The 19,671-nt window shown below is 65.2% G+C and carries 15 protein-coding genes, 1 tRNA gene and 1 pseudogene; 11 read left to right on the top strand and 6 right to left on the bottom strand.

Features of this window, described 5'->3' with window-relative positions; genetic code table 11:
• Positions 1-101: 101 nt before the first annotated feature.
• From leuC to HWY37_RS30180, 10 genes and pseudogenes are all read left to right on the top strand, one after another.
• Positions 102-1,505: a 3-isopropylmalate dehydratase large subunit gene (leuC, locus tag HWY37_RS30225; protein ID WP_175209426.1), complete on the top strand. Its 1,404-nt coding sequence runs from the start codon at positions 102-104 to the stop codon at positions 1,503-1,505.
• A gap of 25 nt (positions 1,506-1,530) precedes the next feature.
• Positions 1,531-2,181 carry a 3-isopropylmalate dehydratase small subunit gene (leuD, locus tag HWY37_RS30220; protein WP_175209427.1) on the top strand — a complete coding sequence of 217 codons (651 nt, stop codon included), beginning with the start codon at positions 1,531-1,533 and terminating at the stop codon, positions 2,179-2,181.
• A 35-nt stretch (positions 2,182-2,216) separates the two neighbouring features.
• Positions 2,217-3,293: a 3-isopropylmalate dehydrogenase gene (gene leuB / locus HWY37_RS30215; protein ID WP_175209428.1), complete on the top strand. Its 1,077-nt coding sequence runs from the start codon at positions 2,217-2,219 to the stop codon at positions 3,291-3,293.
• 247 nt (positions 3,294-3,540) lie between these two features.
• A complete protein-coding gene (gene asd / locus HWY37_RS30210) occupies positions 3,541-4,671 on the top strand; it encodes an aspartate-semialdehyde dehydrogenase (RefSeq protein WP_176090512.1) in 1,131 nt (376 codons plus the stop codon).
• A 257-nt stretch (positions 4,672-4,928) separates the two neighbouring features.
• The gene (locus HWY37_RS30205; RefSeq protein WP_176090511.1) at positions 4,929-6,797 is read left to right on the top strand and encodes a FimV/HubP family polar landmark protein; all 1,869 of its coding nucleotides are present in this window, start codon (positions 4,929-4,931) and stop codon (positions 6,795-6,797) included.
• Positions 6,798-6,800: 3 nt separating this feature from the next.
• Positions 6,801-7,610 carry a tRNA pseudouridine(38-40) synthase TruA gene (gene truA, locus HWY37_RS30200; RefSeq protein WP_176090510.1) on the top strand — a complete coding sequence of 270 codons (810 nt, stop codon included), beginning with the start codon at positions 6,801-6,803 and terminating at the stop codon, positions 7,608-7,610.
• Between the two features lie 52 nt (positions 7,611-7,662).
• Positions 7,663-8,898 carry a TRAP transporter substrate-binding protein gene (locus HWY37_RS30195; RefSeq protein ID WP_176090509.1) on the top strand — a complete coding sequence of 412 codons (1,236 nt, stop codon included), beginning with the start codon at positions 7,663-7,665 and terminating at the stop codon, positions 8,896-8,898.
• Between the two features lie 56 nt (positions 8,899-8,954).
• Positions 8,955-9,629: pseudogene (locus HWY37_RS30190) on the top strand (phosphoribosylanthranilate isomerase); the annotation flags it as partial.
• 213 nt (positions 9,630-9,842) lie between these two features.
• Positions 9,843-9,919, top strand: a tRNA-Val gene (locus HWY37_RS30185).
• Between the two features lie 532 nt (positions 9,920-10,451).
• Positions 10,452-12,047: a sensor domain-containing diguanylate cyclase gene (locus HWY37_RS30180; protein WP_175209434.1), complete on the top strand. Its 1,596-nt coding sequence runs from the start codon at positions 10,452-10,454 to the stop codon at positions 12,045-12,047.
• Position 12,048: 1 nt separating this feature from the next.
• Here the strand turns inward: HWY37_RS30180 and HWY37_RS30175 are convergent, their stop codons facing one another.
• Both HWY37_RS30175 and HWY37_RS30170 read right to left on the bottom strand, forming a co-directional pair.
• Positions 12,049-12,687, bottom strand: a complete 639-nt coding sequence (locus HWY37_RS30175) for a LysE family translocator (protein WP_175209435.1) — start codon at positions 12,685-12,687, stop codon at positions 12,049-12,051.
• Positions 12,688-12,798: 111 nt separating this feature from the next.
• Complete coding sequence (locus tag HWY37_RS30170) at positions 12,799-14,295, bottom strand: methyl-accepting chemotaxis protein (RefSeq protein ID WP_175209436.1); 1,497 nt, start codon at positions 14,293-14,295, stop codon at positions 12,799-12,801.
• A 209-nt stretch (positions 14,296-14,504) separates the two neighbouring features.
• On the opposite strand from HWY37_RS30170, the gene HWY37_RS30165 reads away from it, so the two are divergent.
• Positions 14,505-14,903 carry a YbaN family protein gene (locus tag HWY37_RS30165; RefSeq protein WP_176090508.1) on the top strand — a complete coding sequence of 133 codons (399 nt, stop codon included), beginning with the start codon at positions 14,505-14,507 and terminating at the stop codon, positions 14,901-14,903.
• A 16-nt stretch (positions 14,904-14,919) separates the two neighbouring features.
• On the opposite strand, the gene HWY37_RS30160 is transcribed toward HWY37_RS30165, so the two are convergent.
• The 4 genes from HWY37_RS30160 to HWY37_RS30145 are packed head-to-tail and all read right to left on the bottom strand — an operon-like array spanning position 14,920 to position 19,669.
• Entirely contained in the window at positions 14,920-16,701 is a 1,782-nt protein-coding gene (locus HWY37_RS30160) for an IlvD/Edd family dehydratase (RefSeq protein ID WP_175209438.1), read from the bottom strand.
• 58 nt (positions 16,702-16,759) lie between these two features.
• Positions 16,760-17,776 (bottom strand): TRAP transporter substrate-binding protein, encoded by a 1,017-nt coding sequence (locus tag HWY37_RS30155; protein WP_176090507.1) that lies wholly within the window; start codon positions 17,774-17,776, stop codon positions 16,760-16,762.
• A 29-nt stretch (positions 17,777-17,805) separates the two neighbouring features.
• A complete protein-coding gene (locus tag HWY37_RS30150; protein ID WP_175209440.1) occupies positions 17,806-19,086 on the bottom strand; it encodes a TRAP transporter large permease in 1,281 nt (426 codons plus the stop codon).
• Positions 19,087-19,126: 40 nt separating this feature from the next.
• Positions 19,127-19,669, bottom strand: a complete 543-nt coding sequence (locus HWY37_RS30145) for a TRAP transporter small permease (protein ID WP_175209441.1) — start codon at positions 19,667-19,669, stop codon at positions 19,127-19,129.
• Positions 19,670-19,671 lie beyond the last annotated feature (2 nt).

Here is a 19,671-nt window from a genome sequence, read left to right as displayed (position 1 = left end):
CCCTGTGCATAATTCGCTCATGCCGCAGTGGCCGGCGTGGGGAAGACTCTTTGCAATCCTCGCGCGGCACGAGCCGGATTGTCTTTTTGCAGAGCGCATCCATGGCCCAAACTCTTTACGACAAACTCTGGGACGCCCACGTCGTCCACCAGGAATCAGACGGCACCTGTCTGCTCTATATCGACCGCCATCTGGTGCATGAAGTCACCAGCCCGCAGGCGTTCGAAGGCCTGGCGATCGCCGGCCGCAAGCCGTGGCGCACGGGCGCCAACCTGGCGGTCGCCGACCACAACGTGCCGACGCTTAACCGCGCCCAGGGCATCGACGATCCGATTTCCCGCCTGCAGGTGGATACGCTGGACGCCAACTGCGACAAGTACGGCATCACGGAATTCCGCATGAATGACCTGCGCCAGGGCATCGTGCACGTGATCGGCCCGGAACAGGGCGCGACCTTACCCGGCATGACCGTGGTTTGCGGCGACTCGCACACCAGCACGCACGGCGCGCTGGGCGCGCTGGCCTTCGGCATCGGCACCTCCGAAGTCGAGCACGTGCTGGCGACCCAGACGCTGCTCATGAAGAAAGCCAAGAGCATGCTGATCAAGGTCGACGGCGAATTGCCCTTCGGCTGTACCGCCAAGGACGTCGTCCTGCACATCATCGGCATCATCGGCACGGCCGGCGGCACGGGCTACGCCATCGAGTTCGCCGGCAGCACGATCCGCGCCTTGTCGGTGGAGGGCCGCATGACGGTCTGCAACATGGCCATCGAAGCCGGCGCCCGCTCGGGCATGGTGGCGGTGGATGACAAGACCATCGAATACTTCCGCGGTCGTCCCTTCGCGCCCACGGGCGTGCTGTGGGACCAGGCGGTCGGCTACTGGCGCACCCTGCGCACCGACGAGGGCGCCAAGTTCGACGCGGTGGTGGAAGTCAATGCCCGCGACATCAAGCCGCAAGTCACCTGGGGCACGTCGCCGGAAATGGTGTTGCCGGTGGATTCCCGCGTGCCGGACCCGGATCGCGAAAAGGATGACGTGCGCCGCAGCGGCATGGAGCGCGCCCTGCAGTACATGGGCTTGAAGCCCAATACGCCGCTGACCGACATCCGCGTGGACCGCGTGTTCATCGGCTCGTGCACCAATTCGCGCATTGAAGACCTGCGCGCGGCCGCCGCCGTGGCGCGCGGCAAGCATGTGGCGTCCAACGTGCGCCAGGCCATGGTGGTGCCGGGTTCGGGCCTGGTCAAGCAGCAGGCCGAGCGCGAAGGACTGGACAAGATCTTCATCGAGGCTGGCTTTGAATGGCGCGAGCCGGGCTGTTCCATGTGCCTGGCCATGAACGCCGACCGCCTCGAACCCGGCGAGCGCTGCGCGTCCACCTCGAACCGCAACTTCGAGGGCCGGCAAGGGCAGGGCGGCCGCACGCACCTGGTCAGCCCGGCCATGGCCGCAGCCGCCGCCGTCGCCGGCCATTTCGTCGACGTCCGCACCTTCCGTTAAGCGTCACGCACCGAGTACCGACATCATGCAAGCATTTACCACTCACGAAGGCCTGGTGGCTCCGCTCGATCGCGAAAACGTCGACACGGACCTCATCATCCCCAAGCAATTCCTCAAGTCCATCAAGCGCACCGGCTTCGGCCCGAACCTGTTCGACGAGCTGCGCTATCTGGACCACGGCGAACCCGGCATGGACAACAGCAAGCGTCCGTTGAATCCGGATTTCGTGCTGAACCAGCCGCGCTACCAGGGCGCCTCGGTGCTGCTGGCGCGCAAGAACTTCGGCTGCGGCTCCAGCCGCGAACACGCGCCCTGGGCGCTGACGCAGTTCGGTTTCCGCGCCATCATCGCCCCGTCCTACGCCGACATCTTCTTCAACAACAGCTTCAAGAACGGCCTGCTGCCCATCGTCCTGTCCGAGCTGGAAGTGGCGCGCCTGTTCGACGAAGTGAAGGCCTTCCCGGGCTACAAGCTGCGCGTCGATCTCGACCGCCAGGTAGTGGTGGCGGCTGACGGGCGCGAGATGGGCTTCGACATCGAACCCTTCCGCAAGTACTGTCTGATCAACGGCTTTGACGATATCGGGCTGACCCTGCGCCAGTCGGACAAGATCCGCGCCTTCGAGGCCGAGCGCCTGGCCCGCCATCCGTGGCTGGAAAGCCGTCCCATCGCCTGACGCCACCCTTCTTCTGATTACAGGATCGTTTTTGTATGACTCACAACATCGCAGTCTTGCCGGGTGACGGCATCGGCCCGGAAATCGTCGAACAGGCCGTGCGCGTCCTGAAGGCGCTGGACGTTTCCTTCGACATCAAGGAAGCGCCGGTGGGCGGCGCCGCCTTCGATGCCTTCGAGCATCCGCTGCCGCCGGCCACGCTGAAGCTGGCCAAGGAGTCGGACGCCGTGCTGTTCGGCGCCGTGGGCGACTGGAAGTACGACAGCCTGCCGCGCGAGTTCCGTCCCGAACAGGCCATCCTGGGCCTGCGCAAGGCGCTCGGACTGTTCGCCAACCTGCGTCCGGCCATTCTGTATCCGGAACTGGCCAGCGCTTCGTCGTTGAAACCGGAGATCGTGTCCGGCCTGGATATCCTGATCATCCGCGAACTGACTGGCGACATCTATTTCGGCACGCCGCGCGGCGTGCGTTCGTCGCCCGACGGTGCCTTTGCCGGCGAGCGCGAAGGCTACGACACCATGCGCTACGCGGAATCCGAAGTGCGCCGCATCGCGCGCATCGGTTTCGAATCGGCCCGCAAGCGCAACAAGAAGCTGTGCAGCGTGGACAAGGCCAACGTGCTGGAGACCTCGCAGTTCTGGCGCGACATCGTCATCGAAGTGGCGCGTGAGTACCCGGACGTGGAGCTGTCGCACATGTATGTCGACAACGCCGCCATGCAGCTGGTGCGCAACCCGCGCCAATTCGATGTCATCGTGACCGGCAACCTGTTCGGCGACATCCTGTCCGACGAAGCGGCCATGCTGACCGGCTCCATCGGCATGCTGCCCTCGGCTTCGCTGAACGCCGGCGGGCAGGGCCTGTACGAGCCCAGCCACGGCTCCGCGCCCGATATCGCCGGCCAGGGCATCGCCAATCCGCTGGCGACCATCCTGTCTGCCGCCATGCTGCTGCGCTATTCGCTGAACCTGGCGCCGCAGGCTGATCGCATCGAGGCCGCCGTGCGCCGTGTGCTGGCCGACGGCCTGCGCACGGCCGATATCTTCGAGCCGGGCACGACCAAGGTCGGCACGGCTCAGATGGGCGATGCGGTGCTGAAGGCCTTGGCCTGATCCATTCCGGACCCGGCTGCCAGGCGCGTGTGCGCGGGCGGCCTGACTGGAAAGCGCAAGGGGCGGTCCGGGCGGACCGCCCCTTGTTTTGCTGTTGTCGCGGCGCCTCGAAAGCGCCTCGCGCTCATTGCGGCCCCTATTATTTCTAGCTGCGCCGCAACATCCGGCCGTGCATTCTGATAAATTGTTGAATTGCACGGCTTTTTCCCCTGGACCCTTGTCTCCACACCTTTAAAGAGCGATTGAAATGAATCAAGCAGTAGGCCTTGTCGGCTGGCGCGGTATGGTCGGCTCGGTGCTCATGCAACGCATGCGCGACGAGAACGACTTCGCACTGATCGAACCGGTGTTTTTCTCCACCAGCAACGCTGGCGGCGCCGCGCCCACTTGGGCCACTGGCGCAGGTCCGCTGCAAGACGCCTACAACATTGACGCTCTGAAAAAACTGCCGATCATCGTGACGGCGCAAGGCGGCGACTACACCTCCGAGGTCTACCCGAAGCTGCGCGGCGCGGGCTGGAACGGCATCTGGATCGATGCCGCCAGCACCCTGCGCATGGCCGATGACGCCATCATCGTGCTGGATCCGGTCAACCGCCCGGTCATCGACGCAGCGCTCAAGCGCGGCGTGCGCAATTTCATCGGCGGCAATTGCACCGTCAGCTGCATGCTGATGGGCCTGGCCGGCCTGTTCAACAACGACCTGGTCGAATGGATGACCTCCATGACCTACCAGGCTGCTTCCGGCGGCGGCGCGCAGCACATGCGCGAACTGCTGACCCAGTTCGGCGAGATCAACGGGTCGGTCAAGTCGCTGCTGGACGACCCCGCGTCGGCCATTCTGGAAATCGACCGCGGCGTGCTGGCCAAGCAGAAGGATCCGGCGTTGCCCCACGAGCACTTCGGCGTGCCGCTGGGCGGCAACCTGATTCCCTGGATCGACAAGGATCTGGGCGACGGCATGTCCAAGGAAGAGTGGAAGGGCGAAGTCGAAACCAACAAGATCCTGGGCCGCGGCGCCGCCTTCGGCACGCCCGCCACGCCGATCGACGGGCTGTGCGTGCGCATTGGCGCAATGCGCTGCCACAGCCAGGCGCTGACCATCAAGCTCAAGCGCGATGTGCCGCTGGACGAGATCGAAGCGCTGATCGCCGAAGGCACGCAGTGGGCCAAGGTCGTGCCCAACACCAAGGAAGCCACGGTGTCCGCGCTGACTCCGGTCGCCGTCACCGGCACGCTGGACATCCCGGTGGGCCGCCTGCGCAAGCTGTCGATGGGGTCGCAGTACCTGGGCGCCTTCACCGTGGGCGACCAGCTGCTGTGGGGCGCCGCCGAGCCGCTGCGCCGCATGCTGCGCATCGCGCTGGCCGAAGCCTGACGCCGTTGCGGGCGGCGCATGGCGCCGCCTGATTACGCGTGCAGGGCACTCAAGGGCACCTCAGGGTGCCCTTGCCGTTTGCGCAGCGTCTGGGGCATGTCGGCGGACAGGCCCGCCAGCAAACGCGGCCGGGCCTTTCAGGTTTGTGAAATGCGCATGATCCATTACACTTTTCCCGTGAATTGATGCCTGTTCTCACCTATATGGCGTGAGCCGGCTCCAGCCCGCAAGTCGACTACAAGACGGAATTCCAGCTTATGACCCAGCGTTCGCGCCAAGTGAAGCATGCCCGCCGTTTAAAAGCCCTGCAGTGGGCGATTGCGCTGGCGATTGGCACAAGCGTGTGTAGCACCGCCATGGCCATGCGCGTGGGACATTCGCGGGTGGTGTCGGTGCCGGGCGCGCCGTTGCAGGCGGTGGTGGGATTGCAGGAGCTGACGCCCGACGAGATTGCCACGCTGAAAGTCTCGGTGGCCGATGAGGCTTCCTGGCAACGCGCAGGCTTGAAGCCGCCCGTGCCCTTGGCCAGCATGGTGGTCCGGATCGAGGACGGCATGGACGCGACGCGCAAGAACCTGCGCGTGCGGGCCACTCAGCCCCCGACCAGCGGCGCGGTGGACCTGTTGCTCGACATCAGTTCCAGCTCGGGCCAGCGCCAGGTGCAGGTCAGCATCCTGGTGCCGCTGCGCGGCACCAGCGCGGACGTGACGCCGGCCGCGGTCGGCACGCCGGCCCGCTCGGCCGCGACGCGATCGGTCAACGTGAAGTCTGGCGACAATCTTTTCGCCATCGCCCAGCGCAATGCGGTGCCCAATGCCTCGGTCTACCAGATGCTGGTGGCCTTGTGGCGCGCCAACCCCGAAGCGTTCATCCAGAACAACATGAATCTGGTGAAGGCCGGGCAGAAACTGGTGATACCCGATGCGGCCACCGTGCGCGCCGTGGATCCGGCCGAGGCGCGCCGTATCTTCAACGAGCATGCCGAGGCGTTCGCGAAGTACCGCGCGCGCATCGGGGCGGCTGCCGGAGCGAACCCGTCCGTGGTCCAGGGCCAGGGCGGCGCTTCGGGCAGCGTCGCGCCTCCCGCCGACGCCGGCGTGGCGAGCGCTTCGCAGCCGCAGGACCGCGTGCGCTTGTCCTCCGGGGAGTCGGGCGGCGCGTCGGCGCAGGCCGAAGCGCAGGCGGATGCCCGCACGTCGACCGAGCGCGCCATGGCGGACGTCGAAGGGCGCGTGAACCAGCTGCAAAGTAACGTCGATGATTTGAACAAGGCAGTGGCCCAGCAGGGCGCTGCGGGTGGCGCTGGAGCCGCTTCGGGTGCCGGCGGATCGTCGGGCGCCACGGGCGCTGCCGGTGCTGCTGGTGCGACGGGCCCATCGGGTGCGGCAGGTAGCGCTGGCGGTGCAGCGGGCGGTGCTGGGGCAACAGGCGCTGCGGGCGCGACTGGTGGCGCAGGCGCAACCGGTGCCGCTGGGGCCGCAGGTGAGAAAGGCGCTGCCGGTGGTTCGGGCGCAACTGGCGCCACGGGGACCGCCGGATCTGCGGGAGCAACAGGCGGAGCCGGGGCTGCCGGCGCAGCAGGTGCCGCTGGCGGGACCGGTGCGGCGGGCACGCAAGGTGCCGCAGGTGCTACCGGCGCGTCTGGTGCTGCCGGTACTCCGGGAGCTTCGGGGACTCCGGGCGCCGCGGGTGCTCCGGGAGTTTCTGGCACTTCGGGAGCTTCAGGTACTCCGGGCACGCCTGGTGCTGCAGGCACTCCTGGTACGTCGAACGCGACAGGCGCCGCTGCCGGGACTTCCAGCACCACGCCCGCGGCCAGCACGTCGTCGTCTGACCAGACCGCTGGAACGCCGCCGAACAAGGACGCCACGTCGGACATGCCCGCATGGCTGGCCGACAATCTGCTCGTCATCGTCACCGCCGTGTTGGCGCTGATCGCATTTGCCATCGCATGGCTGCTGCGCCGCGCCGGCGCCCGGCGCGGGGACGACGATGAGGAGACCTACGAATTCAACGAGCCAGCGCTGGATACGGCAGCGCTGAACCGCAAGCTCGGCAGCATCAACCTCGACCTGGACGAACCGCCCACGGACGAACCGCGCCGTGTCAGCGGGCCACGGGTTTGATACATGTCTAGAGTTGCATTGGGGCTGGCGTATGACGGCTCCGCCTGGCAGGGTTGGCAGACACAGCCGCATCGGCAGACGGTGCAGGACACGCTGGAAGCCGCCCTGGGCAGTTTTTGTGGTGTTGCAGGACCGGTGCCGACCATATGCGCTGGACGCACGGATACTGGCGTGCACGGAGCGATGCAGGTGGTCCATCTGGATACCGGGCTGGACCGGAGGATGGAATCCTGGGTGCGCGGCGTGAATGCCTTTCTTCCGCCCAGCATTTCGGTCCAGTGGGCGCAACCGGTGTCGGACGAGTTCCATGCGCGGTTTTCGGCGCGCGCCCGGACTTACGTCTATCTGCTGTGGCGCGGCCGGGTGCGGCCCGCGTTGTGGGCGGGCCGGGCGGGCTGGTGTTTCCAGCCGCTGGATGTCGATGCCATGCGGACGGCCGCAAGCGCCTTGCTGGGCGAGCACGACTTCTCCAGCTTCCGCTCTTCGCAATGCCAGGCCAAGCATCCGGTGCGCCATCTGTACCGGCTGGACATCGACGAGCGCGGGCCGTTCCTGGTTTTCACATTGAAGGCCAATGCGTTCCTGCACCATATGGTGCGCAATATCATGGGCGCGCTGTTGCAGATCGGGCAGGGCAGGGAAACCGTGGACTGGATGGCGCAGTTGCTGTCCTGGCGCGACCGCAAGCGCGGCGCGCCGACGTTCGCGCCCGATGGGCTCTACCTGTCCGCCATCGATTATCCGGAAGCGTTCGGACTGGACGAGCTCGACGGAGGATCGCTGTTGCTGTCGCCGTTCACTCAAACCTATTAAGGAAACCGCCGGCCACGGCGATGTCTTCCTGCATTCGATGGAGGCTCTTGCCATGCAACGCCGCGCGTTTTTGAAGCAGACTGCCCTGGGCGGCGCCGTCTTGGTCGCGCCGGCTTTCGCGCAGGAAACGCCGGCAGTCGGGCAGGGCGGCGAACCTGCGGTTCCGCCAGAGACGCCCGTTGCGCCACTCGAGGCACCCGCTGCCGTCCCGCCGTCGCCCGCCGTCGCCCCGGAGCAGCCCGCTGCGGCGCCCGAAGCGCCGGCGGTGGTGACTGCGCCTCCCAAGATCGCATGGCGCCTCGCCTCCAGCTTTCCCAACGAATCTCCCACCTTGTTCGCGGGCGCGGAAGACGTGGCGCGCTACGTCAATGAGGTGACCGACGGACGTTTCAGCATCGAGATCTTTCCGGCCGGCGACCTGGTGCAGCCGGGCCAGGTGCTGGAGGCCGTGCAGCATCGTGTCGTCGATTGCGGCCATACCGCGTCGACTCGCTACTTCGACATCGATCCCGCGCTGTGCTTCGACGCCGGCGTGCCGTTCGGATTGAACACGCGGCAGATGAACGCGTGGATGACCCAGGGCGAAGGCTTGGCGCTCACGCGGGTGCTGTTCGACAAATACAACATCCTGAACTTTCCCTGCGGCTACACCGGCGCGCAGATGGGCGGCTGGTTCCGCGGCGAAATCAAGACCGTCGACGACTTGCGCGGCCTGAAGGTGAAGGCCGGCGGCTTTGCCCGCCATGTGCTGGCGCGGATGGGCGCGACGCCCGTGGAGGTGCCGGTGGCCGAAACCTATGCCGCGCTGGAGCAGGGCACCGTCGACGCCGTCGCGTGGATAGGGCCATATGACGATGAAAACCTGGCGCTCTACAAAGTGGCCAGGAACTACTATTTCCCGGGCTGGTGGGCCGGAACCTTGCAGTTGTCCTTGTACGTGAACCAGGACGCGCATGACGAACTGCCCAAGCCGTACCAGTCCGCGCTGGCGCTGGCGTGCCGCATGGCCACGGGCAACATGATCGCCAAGTACGATGCCGGGAATCCGGATGCGTTGCGTCGTCTCGTGTCCCGCGGCGCGCAGTTGAAGGCGTTTCCCAAGCCGGTCCTGCAGGCGAGCTACGAGGCCTCGCTTGCCGCATATAACGAGATGAGCGCCAAGGATCCAATGTTCCAGAAACTCTACGAGAGCATGGCGGCGTTCCGCGACAAGGAGACCCCGTGGTTCCGCCTGGCCGAAGGCAGCTTCGACAACCTTGTCGCGACCCTGGGCCAGCCCGCCGGCTAGCGGAGCCGGCACGGCGGATATACTGACTCGATACGCCGCGCAGGGCGGCGAAGCAAGCGAAGAATTCCATGCGCACACGCATCAAGATCTGTGGTTTGACCCGTGAACAGGACATCGAGGCCGCGGTCGCAGCTGGCGTGGATGCGATCGGGTTCGTGTTCTACGCGAAGAGCAAGCGTTGCCTGACACCCATGCGCGCCGCGCAGTTGCGGCGCGCGGTGCCGGCTTTTGTCGACGTGGTGGCTCTGTTCGTGAATCCGGAGCATGAGGAAGTGCAGGCCGTGCTGGATCAGGTAGGACCGGAGTTGCTGCAGTTCCATGGCGATGAAACGCCGCAGGACTGTGCGCGCTACGGCCATCGCTTCCTGCGCGCGTTCCGGGCTGGGGCGCCGGGGCTGGAAACCGCGGAAAACCTGGCTTCCACCTGCCGCGCCTACGGCGAAGCCGCAGGCTGGCTGTTCGACAGCTATAGCGCAGGCTATGGTGGCAGCGGCCACGGATTCGACTACGCCTTGCTCGACGAGGTAAGGGCCGACCCGATGTCGCGCCCCTTGATCCTGTCCGGCGGCTTGAACGCCGAAAACGTCGGCCAGGCGGTGCAGTTGATCCGGCCCTGGGCGGTCGATGTGAGCAGCGGCGTCGAGCTTGAGCAAGGAATTAAAAGTTCTGATAGAATCTCGTTCTTCGTTGCTGCAGCGCAAGCGGCAGACGCGAAACAGAAGGGAAATTAGTAGTGCAGTGCAGGCGGTTTGAAGTTGTGCGGCAAAGCTGAAAAGCTGCGCACGGGACGCTTCAAAGCGCATTGCGCAAGAAAGCTTGATGGCAGGTGCGAAGGTAAGTGTCGCAACCAGGCCGCAAACTTCAAGGCGCAATAAATAATGCAAAAAATCTTCCAAGACGATTTGCATAGTTTAAAAAAGCACTATATAATTCTTCTTCTTTGCAGGCGGTTAGCTCAGCTGGTTAGAGCGCCACGTTGACATCGTGGAGGTCGTTGGTTCGATTCCAATACCGCCTACCAAATTCCTGCAAAGTGCTGTCAAGCACGGCAAAAAGAAAACCGCCAAGTCGATGACTTGGCGGTTTTTTTTATTTGTTTTCTTCCCGACGTCTTGCTCATCATTTTTGTGGCGTGGCCGTGGGTATGAAAATCCAGGCAGACGGGTTTGCGGCAAGCAAATCACCGCATATTCCTCGCTACGCCATTTTCTGACGCGGAAAAAACCAAGATCGCTTGCGGATAAAGCCGGCCAGTGAATGATGGCACCTGCCACCGAGGCATATCCGGATTGGCTGCCTCAAGCCGGGCTGATAACAACTACATAGTCAAGCTTGGTAAAGCTCCTGCGGCAAGCGGCCAGAAGTATGTTGAAATAAAACGCACCGAAAGGACACGTAGCAGTTCACATTCGTGGCAGTTCACACGTAGCAGTTCACACTTTACGTGGCGGAATCCGTTCAGCCACATTCCGTTGACCAGCCGGCCTGCCTCAAATCGATAAATGGTCGGGCCGACGATTGCCAAAGGAAGTTGATTTGGACCAGGGGGCGGTGTGAACAGCGAACCACCACGGCAAGACAGCCGCGGACGGCGGGAACGATCCGTCGTGCGCCGCGTGACGCTTGGGCTTGTGGTGGCGTGGATTGCGTCGGTGGCGGTTCTTGCGCGCTGGATGTCTCAGGAGATCGAGGCATCGCGGCTCGATAGCCTGACCGCCAGCGCTGAATATGAGTCCAGAATCACCGCGCGCGTCATGGACCGGTTGTTCACGGAAATGATCAGCGTCGCGAACATGGTGGCGCGCCAGGGCCAGGTGATCGAACTGGCTACACGATACCGTACTGATCCCCCCGGCGCGGCCGAGCTGACGCGAGAGCAGCGGGCCGCCCTGTTTACGCGCGATCCCTTGGTGCGCCGGGTGGGCGACTTCATGAATGCACTGGCTGGCGATCTGCAATATGCGCGCATTTATATGAACAATATGTCGGACGATACGGTGACCGCGAGCAATTGGGCGGAACCGGACAGCATTGTCGGCATGATTTACTCGGGCCGGGCGTATCTGACGGATGCATTGCGCAATGGCAATGGCAGTTACTTCGGTATTGCGCGGCTGAATAAGAGCCCATCCTATTTTGTCGCGAGCCGTATCGAAGATACAAATGACGTGCCGCAGGGCTCGGTGACCGTAAAGTTCGATGCGCCCGACGTCGCGCTTTACCTGGCTGGCCGGCATATTGCATTGATCGTGAATCGCCAGGGCAGGGTAACCACGACCTCGTCCGCGCCTTTCATGCTGCGCAACATTGCGGCGTTATTGCCCCCTGGCCTGGCACTGCCGTCCGACGGCGATGAGGATCCGGGAGAACCCATTGAAATACAAGCAATTTCCGGGGCTCAACATGCCGATCAATGGCTGATTGATGGCAAACCGTATTTGGCGAGGTTTCAGCCGCTGGCGAATACCCAATACCAACTGATTACGCTGGCTTCGCTCGATTATCTGGCGCCCATGCGCACGCGGCACATCTGGGCGGCGGCGCTGGTGGCGATGTTCGGCTTGGTCCTGATCCTGCTGTCCAGCCGGATGGCCGGGCAAATGGTGAGGCGCAGGCAGGATGAACGGCATGCCGCCAACCACGATGCGCTTACCGGTTTGCCTAACCGGCGGGCAGTCATGGCCGAACTTGACCGGTACTTCTCTCTGGCGAAACGGACGCAGCGCTCAGTGCTGGTGGCGTTCATTGATCTGGACGGGTTCAAGACGATCAACGATACCTATGGCCACGACATTGGCGACCAATTCCTGATCGAGATCGGGCGGCGCCTGTCGGCGGGCCTTCGTACCGGGGACACTTTGGGCCGCTGGGGAGGCGATGAGTTTGTCGTAGTCGGGCTGGGCGCGAGGCCGGGATCCGATACTGGCAATGCCGTCGAATTAATGCGGGAGCGGTTGGCCCCGTTGCTCAACGGCACCTATACCTTCGAGGGTTGCAGTTTCCACTACACGGGCGCAAGCTTTGGCATCGTGAGCGCGGATCCTTCGGTCAGCACGTTGCCCGTCGTGCTCAAGGAGGCCGATCAGTTGATGTACGTGGACAAACAGGCACGGCGGGAAATGCAGATGGCCAGCGCCTTATCGGACTGACTCAAAGCCCGCTCTTGGGCGCATTAAGAATGAGCCGCAAGCCCAACGCCGAAATAACCCCCGCAGCCGCCCGATCTATCCATTTCTTCGCCCGCAGATAAACCTCGCGCGGGCCCTTGGTGGAAAAACACAGCGCCACGATCGCATACCAGCCGAATTCGACCAGAAATACCAGCGGCGGCAGCGCGAAATAGGTCCATGCCGGCGGATGCTGGGGCAAGAGCGCGGCGAAGATGCTGCCATACCAGATGGCGGTCTTGGGATTGCTCAATTGGGTAGTGAGACCGATCCAGAAGGAACGGCGTCCATTGCGCGAGACCGGCGCGCCGCTGCCGGGCATGGCAAAAGGTTGCCTGGCGTTGCGCCAGATACCGGCAGCCACGTAAAGCAGGTAGGCGCCGCCGGCGATTTTCAGCGCGACGTACAGCCATTCCACGCTTTGCAACAGCGAATACAGGCCCGCCAGCGCCAGGCCGGCGAACAGCATGCCGCCGGCGCCCATGCCGAAGGCCGAGGCCAGGCCGTCCCAGCGGGACTGGCCAATGGCCTTGCGCGCGACGATGATGAAACTGGGGCCCGGCAGCATGGCTCCGAGCCACAGCGCGCCAAGGATTGCGAGTATGGAGGCAAAGGGAGTCATGATGGCAGTGGGGCAGGAGCCGTAGGAGGCTCTGATTCTTCCACGAAAGCGGGGCCCTGCAAAGGACGGCGGAACGCATGCCTGCGGCGGGCGTTCCGCGCGCTTTCCGGGTCAGCCGGCCGCCAGCGCCAGCGGCGTGGCGCGCCCTTGAGGCGGCAGCCGCGATGAGGCCGGCGTTTCCGCCTGCTGTCCGTCCTGCAGGCGAAACACGCCCACGGCTTGCAGCAGTTCGGCCGCCTGCGATTGCAGGGCCGCCGAGGCGTCGGCGGCCTGGGCCACCCGGGCCGCGTTCTGCCGGGTCAGTTCGTCCATCTGGGTCACGGCCTGGTTGACCTCGTCGATGTCCGTGCTCTGGGCCCGGCCCGCATCGCCGATCTGGCCGACGATGGCGGCAACGCGTTCGATGCTGGCCACCACTTCGCGGATCACGCCGGCGGCATGGTCGGCCTGGCGGAAACCGTTGCTGGTTTTTTCCAGCGAGCCGTCGATCAGGGTGCGGATCTCGCGCGCGGCGCTGGCGCTGCGTTGCGCCAGGGCGCGGACTTCGGTGGCGACGACCGCGAAGCCGCGTCCGCTTTCGCCTGCGCGGGCCGCTTCCACCGCCGCGTTCAAGGCGAGGATATTGGTCTGGAACGCGATGCTGTCGATCAAGCCGGTGATCTCGGAGATCTTGTTGGCTTCCTGCTGGATCTCTCCCATCACGGTCGCGACGCCCGCGACCGCGGCGCTGCCCGTGTCTACGATGCGCCGCGCTTCGTCGCTCAGCTGCTGGGCCTGCAAGGCATTGCTGGCGTTGTCGTGGACATTGGCGGCCAGGTCGCGCATCGACGCCACGGTGCGTTCCAGGGAGTCGGCCTGGGTGCGGGTGCGTTCCTCGAGTTGCTGGTTGTCCTGCATGATGTCGCGCGAGGCCGCCGACAGGGCGGTGGCGGTGTTCCTGACGCCGCTCAGGGTCCGGTGCACGGCGTCCATGGTGGCCTTGAAGCTGCGGCCCAGGCTGCTTTCCATGCTCATGCCGCCGAAGCGCAGGTCGAACACGCCCGCCTCGCGGCCGATGTGCGCGCTCAGGCGGGCCAATTCCTCGGCCGCCACTGCCGCCCGTTCCATCTTCCAGGCCAGCCAGCCCAGCGCGGCGGCTTGCACCACGACGTAGGCCGCGTGCAGCAGCACCATGGGCAGGCTGGGCTCCGAGAAGCAGATCGTCCCGTAACCCCATTGCTGCAGAAAATTGAAGGACAGGTGATGCAGCGCGATGACCACGGCCGCGCACAGGATGGTGCGCCAGTCGCGGTACGCCAGCAGCAGCGACAGCAGCACGAAGATGCCGAAATGGATTTCGGCCATGCCGGACATCAGGTGAATATGGAGCGCGGCCAGCACCATCAGGCCACAGGCCACGGCCAGGCGCGTGCTCAGCTTGCCGGGGCGCCACAGTATCAGCAAAGTGGGGATGCCCGCGCCCAGCAGGCCGACTTCGATGGCGGCGTTCCAGCGGCCGTATTGGGGCGCCAGGCCCAGGCCGACGGCGAACAGCAGCCAGAGCAGGGGCAGCATTGCCCGGTCGGTGCGGCGGTACGAGTCTTCCAGTAAATCGCTTGCGTTGCGCATGGCATGTCCTCGCGACGGGAAGCGCGGAGCCCCCGCGCACGCTCGATTTTTATTCAATAATTCCAGTTTGTGAATATATATTCCAAACTATTTTTCAGTGTTTCATCGAGGCGACGCCGGCTAAATGGCGTTTGCCGGCGCGCGTCCGGCAAGAGGCGCCGCCCTGCGTTTGTCGCGACCGGAATCCCTGGGATATCCTGCTGCCCATCATGATGAGAGTACTGTGGCTCTGCCTGGGTTGCCTGATGCTGGCGTTGGGCGTGATCGGCGCGTTTCTGCCTGTCATGCCTACGACCATATTCCTGATCCTGGCCGTGGCCTGCTTTTCGCGGTCGTCGCCGCGGCTGGAAAAATGGCTGCTGGACAGCCCGACCTACGGCCCCTCGCTGCGCGCCTGGCGGGACCAGGGCGCCGTGTCGCGCAAGGGCAAGACTTATGCCTGCCTGGGCATGGCCGCCGGATATGTGCTGTTCTGGTGGGGCGCGCATCCGTCCTGGAAGCTGGCCGCCGCAGTCGCCGTCTTTTTCCTGGCCAGCGCCGCCTACGTGGTCACGCGGCCAGCCCCGCTGGGGCCGCAAGCCGAGAGCGGCGCGCAACCGCCGCCATAAGCGGCCGCGCGGGCGTTCAATGCGAATGCCGGGGATCGCCGCGCGTTTCCACCACCTTCAGGTACAAGGTCGCGGGTTCCAGGCAGCCCCCGGTCGAAAGCTGGCCGACCAGCTGCCGGTACAACTCCTGCCAGGGCGTTTGCGCTTCAGGCGTCTGGTATGGAGGATCCTGCCTGCGCCGTTCCATTTCGGCCTCGTCCACCAGTGCGATGACCGAGCGCTGGTTCAGGTCGATGCGGATGCGGTCGTTGGTGCGCAGCAACGCCAGGCCGCCGCCGACCGCGGCCTCGGGCGACATGTTCAGGATCGACGGGCTGGCCGAGGTGCCGCTCTGGCGGCCGTCGCCCAGGCAGGGCAGGGAATCGATGCCGCGCTTGAGCAGGTGCGAGGGCGGGGCCATGTTGACCACTTCAGCGCTGCCCGGATAGCCGACGGTGCCGGCGCCGCGGATCACCAGGATGCAGTGCTCGTCGATGTTCAACGCGGGGTCTTCGATGCGCGCGTGGTAGTCCTCGGGACCGTCGAACACGATGGCGCGCGCCTCGAAGGCGTTCTCCGAACCAGGTTCCGACAGATAGGCGCGGCGGAAGGCTTCGCCCACGACCGACATCTTGATGATGGCGCTGTCGAAGAAGTTGCCCGACAGGACGATGAAGCCCGCGCGATGCTTGAGCGGCGCGGCGCAGCTGCGGATGACGTCGGCGTTGTGGGTCTTGGCCGCGGCCGCGATCTCGCCGATGGTCTTGCCGGACACGGTGGCGCAGCTGGTGTGCAGGCGGCCGGCGGCGGCCAGCTCGTGCAGCACGGCCGGCACACCGCCGGCCCGGTGGAAGCCTTCGCCCAGGTGCTCGCCCGCAGGCACGCAGTTGACCAGCAGGGGCACGTCCTCGCCCAGCCGCTGCCAGTCGTCCAGGCTCAGGTCGATGCCGGCGTGGCGCGCCATGGCGATGAGATGCGGCGGGCAGTTGCTGGAGGCGCCCAGCGCCGACGCCACGACGATCGCGTTCTCGAAGGCCTGCCGCGTCAGGATGTGTGACGGCCTCAGGTCCTCGCGCACCATGTCGCAGATGCGCAGGCCCGTGGCGTAGGCCATCTGTCCGCGTTCGCGGTAGGGCGCGGGGATGCTGGCGCAGGTGGGCAGCGACATGCCCAGCGCTTCGGCCAGCGAGTTCATGGACAGCGCGGTGCCCATGGTGTTGCAGTGTCCGACGGACGGGGACGAGGCGGTGGCCAGGGTCATGAAGCCTTCGTAGTCCAGCTTGCCCGCGGCCATCAGGTTGCGCGCATGCCAGATGACGGTGCCGGAGCCGACCCGCTGGCCGTCGTGCCAGCCGTCCAGCATCGGTCCGCCGGACAGCACGATGGCGGGGATGTCGACGGTGGCCGCGGCCATGAGGCAGGCCGGCGTGGTCTTGTCGCAACCGGTGGTCAGCACCACGCCGTCCAGCGGATAGCCGTGCAGGATCTCCACCAGGCCCAGGTAGGCCAGGTTGCGGTCCAGCGCGGCAGTCGGCCGCCGGCCCTGTTCGGCCAGCGGATGCACGGGAAACTCCATCGGGATGCCGCCCGCGTCGCGGATGCCGGCCTTGATCCGCTCGGCCAGCGCCAGGTGATGGCGGTTGCACGGCGCCAGGTCGCTGCCGGTCTGGGCGATGCCGATGATCGGCCGCCCCGATTGCAGTTCCTGGCGCGTCAGGCCGTAGTTGAGATAACGCTCCACGTAGATGGCCGTCATGTCGGCATGAGCCGGATCATCGAACCATTTCTGGCTGCGTAGCTTGCGGGGAGTCTGGGACATGGGATTCTCGTTTACAGCGGTTGCATGGCGGCCCGGCTCGCGTCCGGGCCGCTGAGGCCTAGTTGCGCGCCTTCAGGATTTCGTCGTTGAGCTGTTTGACCAGCTCGGGGCCCAGTTCCTGGGTGTACTTGTCGACCACCGGCTGCACCTTCTGGCGCATGCGCGCCACCTCTTCGGGCGAGACGGTGTTGATCTTCATGCCGGCTTTCTCCAGCGTGGCCATGGCCTTCTGCGAGTCGGCGCGGCTGTCCTGGCGTTCAAAGTCGCGCGACGAGGCGGCCGCCTGGCGGATCAGCTTCTGCTCTTCCGGCGACAGGGTGTCCCACCATTTCTTGGATGCCAGCACCACCCACGGCGTATAGACGTGGCGGGTGATGGTCAGGAAGGGCTGGACCTCGTAGAACTTGCTGCTCTGGATGGTGGTGATGGGGTTTTCCTGGCCGTCCACGGTGCGAGTTTCCAAGGCCGTGAACAGCTCCGAGAACGGCATGGGCACGGCGTTGGCGCCCAGCGTGTTGAACACGCCCAGCGCGATCTGGTTCTGCATCACGCGCAGCTTGATGCCTTGCAGGTCTTCCGCGCGCGCGATGGGGCGCTTGGAATTGGTCATGTTGCGAAAGCCGTTTTCCCAATAGACCAGGCCGATGATGCCCTTGGCTTCCAGCTTCTTGAGCATGTCCTGGCCCACCGGGCCGTCCAGCACGGCGTCCGCTTCCTTCTCGCTGTTGAACAGGAAGGGCAGGTCGAACACGCCGAACTCCTTGACCATGCCGGCCAGCGGCGCGGTGGAGCCCACCATCATTTCCTGCACGCCGCCGGCCAGGGCGCTCTGCATCTGTTCGTCCGAGCCCAGGTTGGCCGAACCGAAGGTCTTCATCCTGAGCTTGCCGCCGCTGATCTTTTCCAGCTCCTGCGCCAGGTGGCGCGCGGCGCGGCCCTGCACGCTTTCCTCGTTCAGGCCGTAGCCGAAACGGATCAGGCGCGGTTTGACGTCGGCGGCCGAGGCGACGCCGGCGATGGCGCAGGACAGCGTCGTCGCCAGGACGAGAATGCGGGTCTTGAATCGGGTCATCATGGTGCTCCTCCTTGGGTTTTTCTATTGCTTCAATGCATCCAGCTTGCGGGGACGGTGATCAGCTCGGGGAAGATCACCAGCAGGACCAGCAGCAGCGTGTAGGCGGCGACATAGCGCCACACGCCCCTGATGATGGTTTCCATATTGATGCGGGCGACGCCGCAGACCACGTTGAGCACGGTGCCCACGGGCGGAGTCAGCAGGCCGACGCAGCCCACCATGACGAACATCACGCCGAAATAGACGGGGTCGATGCCGGCCTTGGTGACCACCGGCATCAGCACCGGCGCCAGGATCAGGATGGTGGGCGTCAGGTCCATCACTGTGCCCACCAGCGTCAGCAGGACCAGCAGGGCGAACATCAGCAGCTTGGGCTGGTCCAGCACGGGTTCGAGCAGCGCGATCAGGTCCTGCGGCATGTCGGCCAGGGTGATCATGTAGGACGAGACCATGGCGGCGGCCACCAGGAACATGACGATGGCGGTGGTGCTGGCCGCGTTGATGAAGAGCGGCGCCAGGTCGCGCACGCTGATCTCGCGGTAGACGAACAGGCTGACCAGCAACGCGTAGACCGCGGCCACCACGGCCGCCTCGGTCGGCGTGAAGATGCCGCCGCGCAGCCCGCCGATGATGATGACCGGCAGCATCAGGGCCCACAGGGATTCGCGCAGCGCTTTCCAGCGCTTGCTCCAGGGCTCGCGCGGCGAGGGCTTGATGCTGCCGTGCTTGCGCGCCACCCAGGTCCACACCGCGACCAGCGTCAGGCCCATCAGCAGGCCCGGCGCTATGCCCGCGAAGAACAGCTTGGTGATCGACACGTTGGTGGCGACGCCGAAGATGATGAACGAGATCGATGGCGGGATGATGGGCGCGATGATGCCGCCCGCGGCGATCAGTCCCGAGGCCTGGCCCGCGTCGTAGCCTTTTTCGCGCAGCATGGGTATGAGCAGGGAGCCCAGCGCGGCGGCGTCGGCCACGGCCGAGCCGGACAGCGCGGCCAGCAGCACGCTGGCGAAGATGGCGACGTAGCCCAGGCCGCCCTGGATGTGCCCCACGAACATGGTGGCCAGGTTGACGATGCGGCGCGAGATGCCGCCGGCGTTCATCAGTTCGCCGGCCAGCATGAAGAGCGGCACCGCCATGAGAGTAAAGCTGTTGGCGCCCGACAGCATGTTCTGCGCCAGGATCTGGGTATCGAAAAAGTCCAGTTGGAACATCATGGCGATCGCGCTGAGCAGCAGCGCGAAGGCGATGGGCATGCCCAGGGCGATCAGCCCCAGCAGCACGAGCAGGAATACGGTCAGGATCATCGTGAGGTCCGGGCGGAAAGGGGGATTGGAGGCGGAGCCGTCAGACCAGCGGGTCTTCGGGGCTGGATTCCGCCGGCAAGGGCCCGCCCGCAAGGACGCGCACCAGATCGATCAAGGTCAGGATTCCCATGGCGGCCGCGGCATACAGCGCAGCCGCGTTGAACACGGCCAGGGACATGCCGGTGACGGGGAGCACGGTGTCCAGACCGATGATGGTCTGGGTCCAGCTGCCTTCGGCCATCAGCCACAGCACCCACAGGATGAGCAGCTGGCAGAACACATGGGAGACGCGGCGGGCGGCCGGGCCAAAGCGTTCGACCAGCATGGTGACGCCGATGTGCTGGTGCGAGCGCAGCGCGATCACCGAGCCCAGGAAGATCATCCAGACGAACGCCAGGCGGGAGATCTCGTCGGAGACGTTGATGCCGGAATTGAACAGGTAGCGCAGCGTGACGTTGCCGAAAAGCAGCACCACCATGACCGCCAGACAGGTCACCATCAGCCAGGTCTGTAGCGCGAAGCACCAATCGGCGGCGCGGGCCAGCGGCGAACCGCCGGGCCGCCGCGGCGGGGAAGCTTGCATGT

The organism is Achromobacter anxifer (genome assembly GCF_903652925.1).
Taxonomy (GTDB): Bacteria; Pseudomonadota; Gammaproteobacteria; order Burkholderiales; family Burkholderiaceae_B; genus Achromobacter; species Achromobacter anxifer.
The sequence above is the reverse complement of the archived record's forward strand: the minus strand, read 5'-3'. Positions and strand labels throughout refer to the sequence as shown.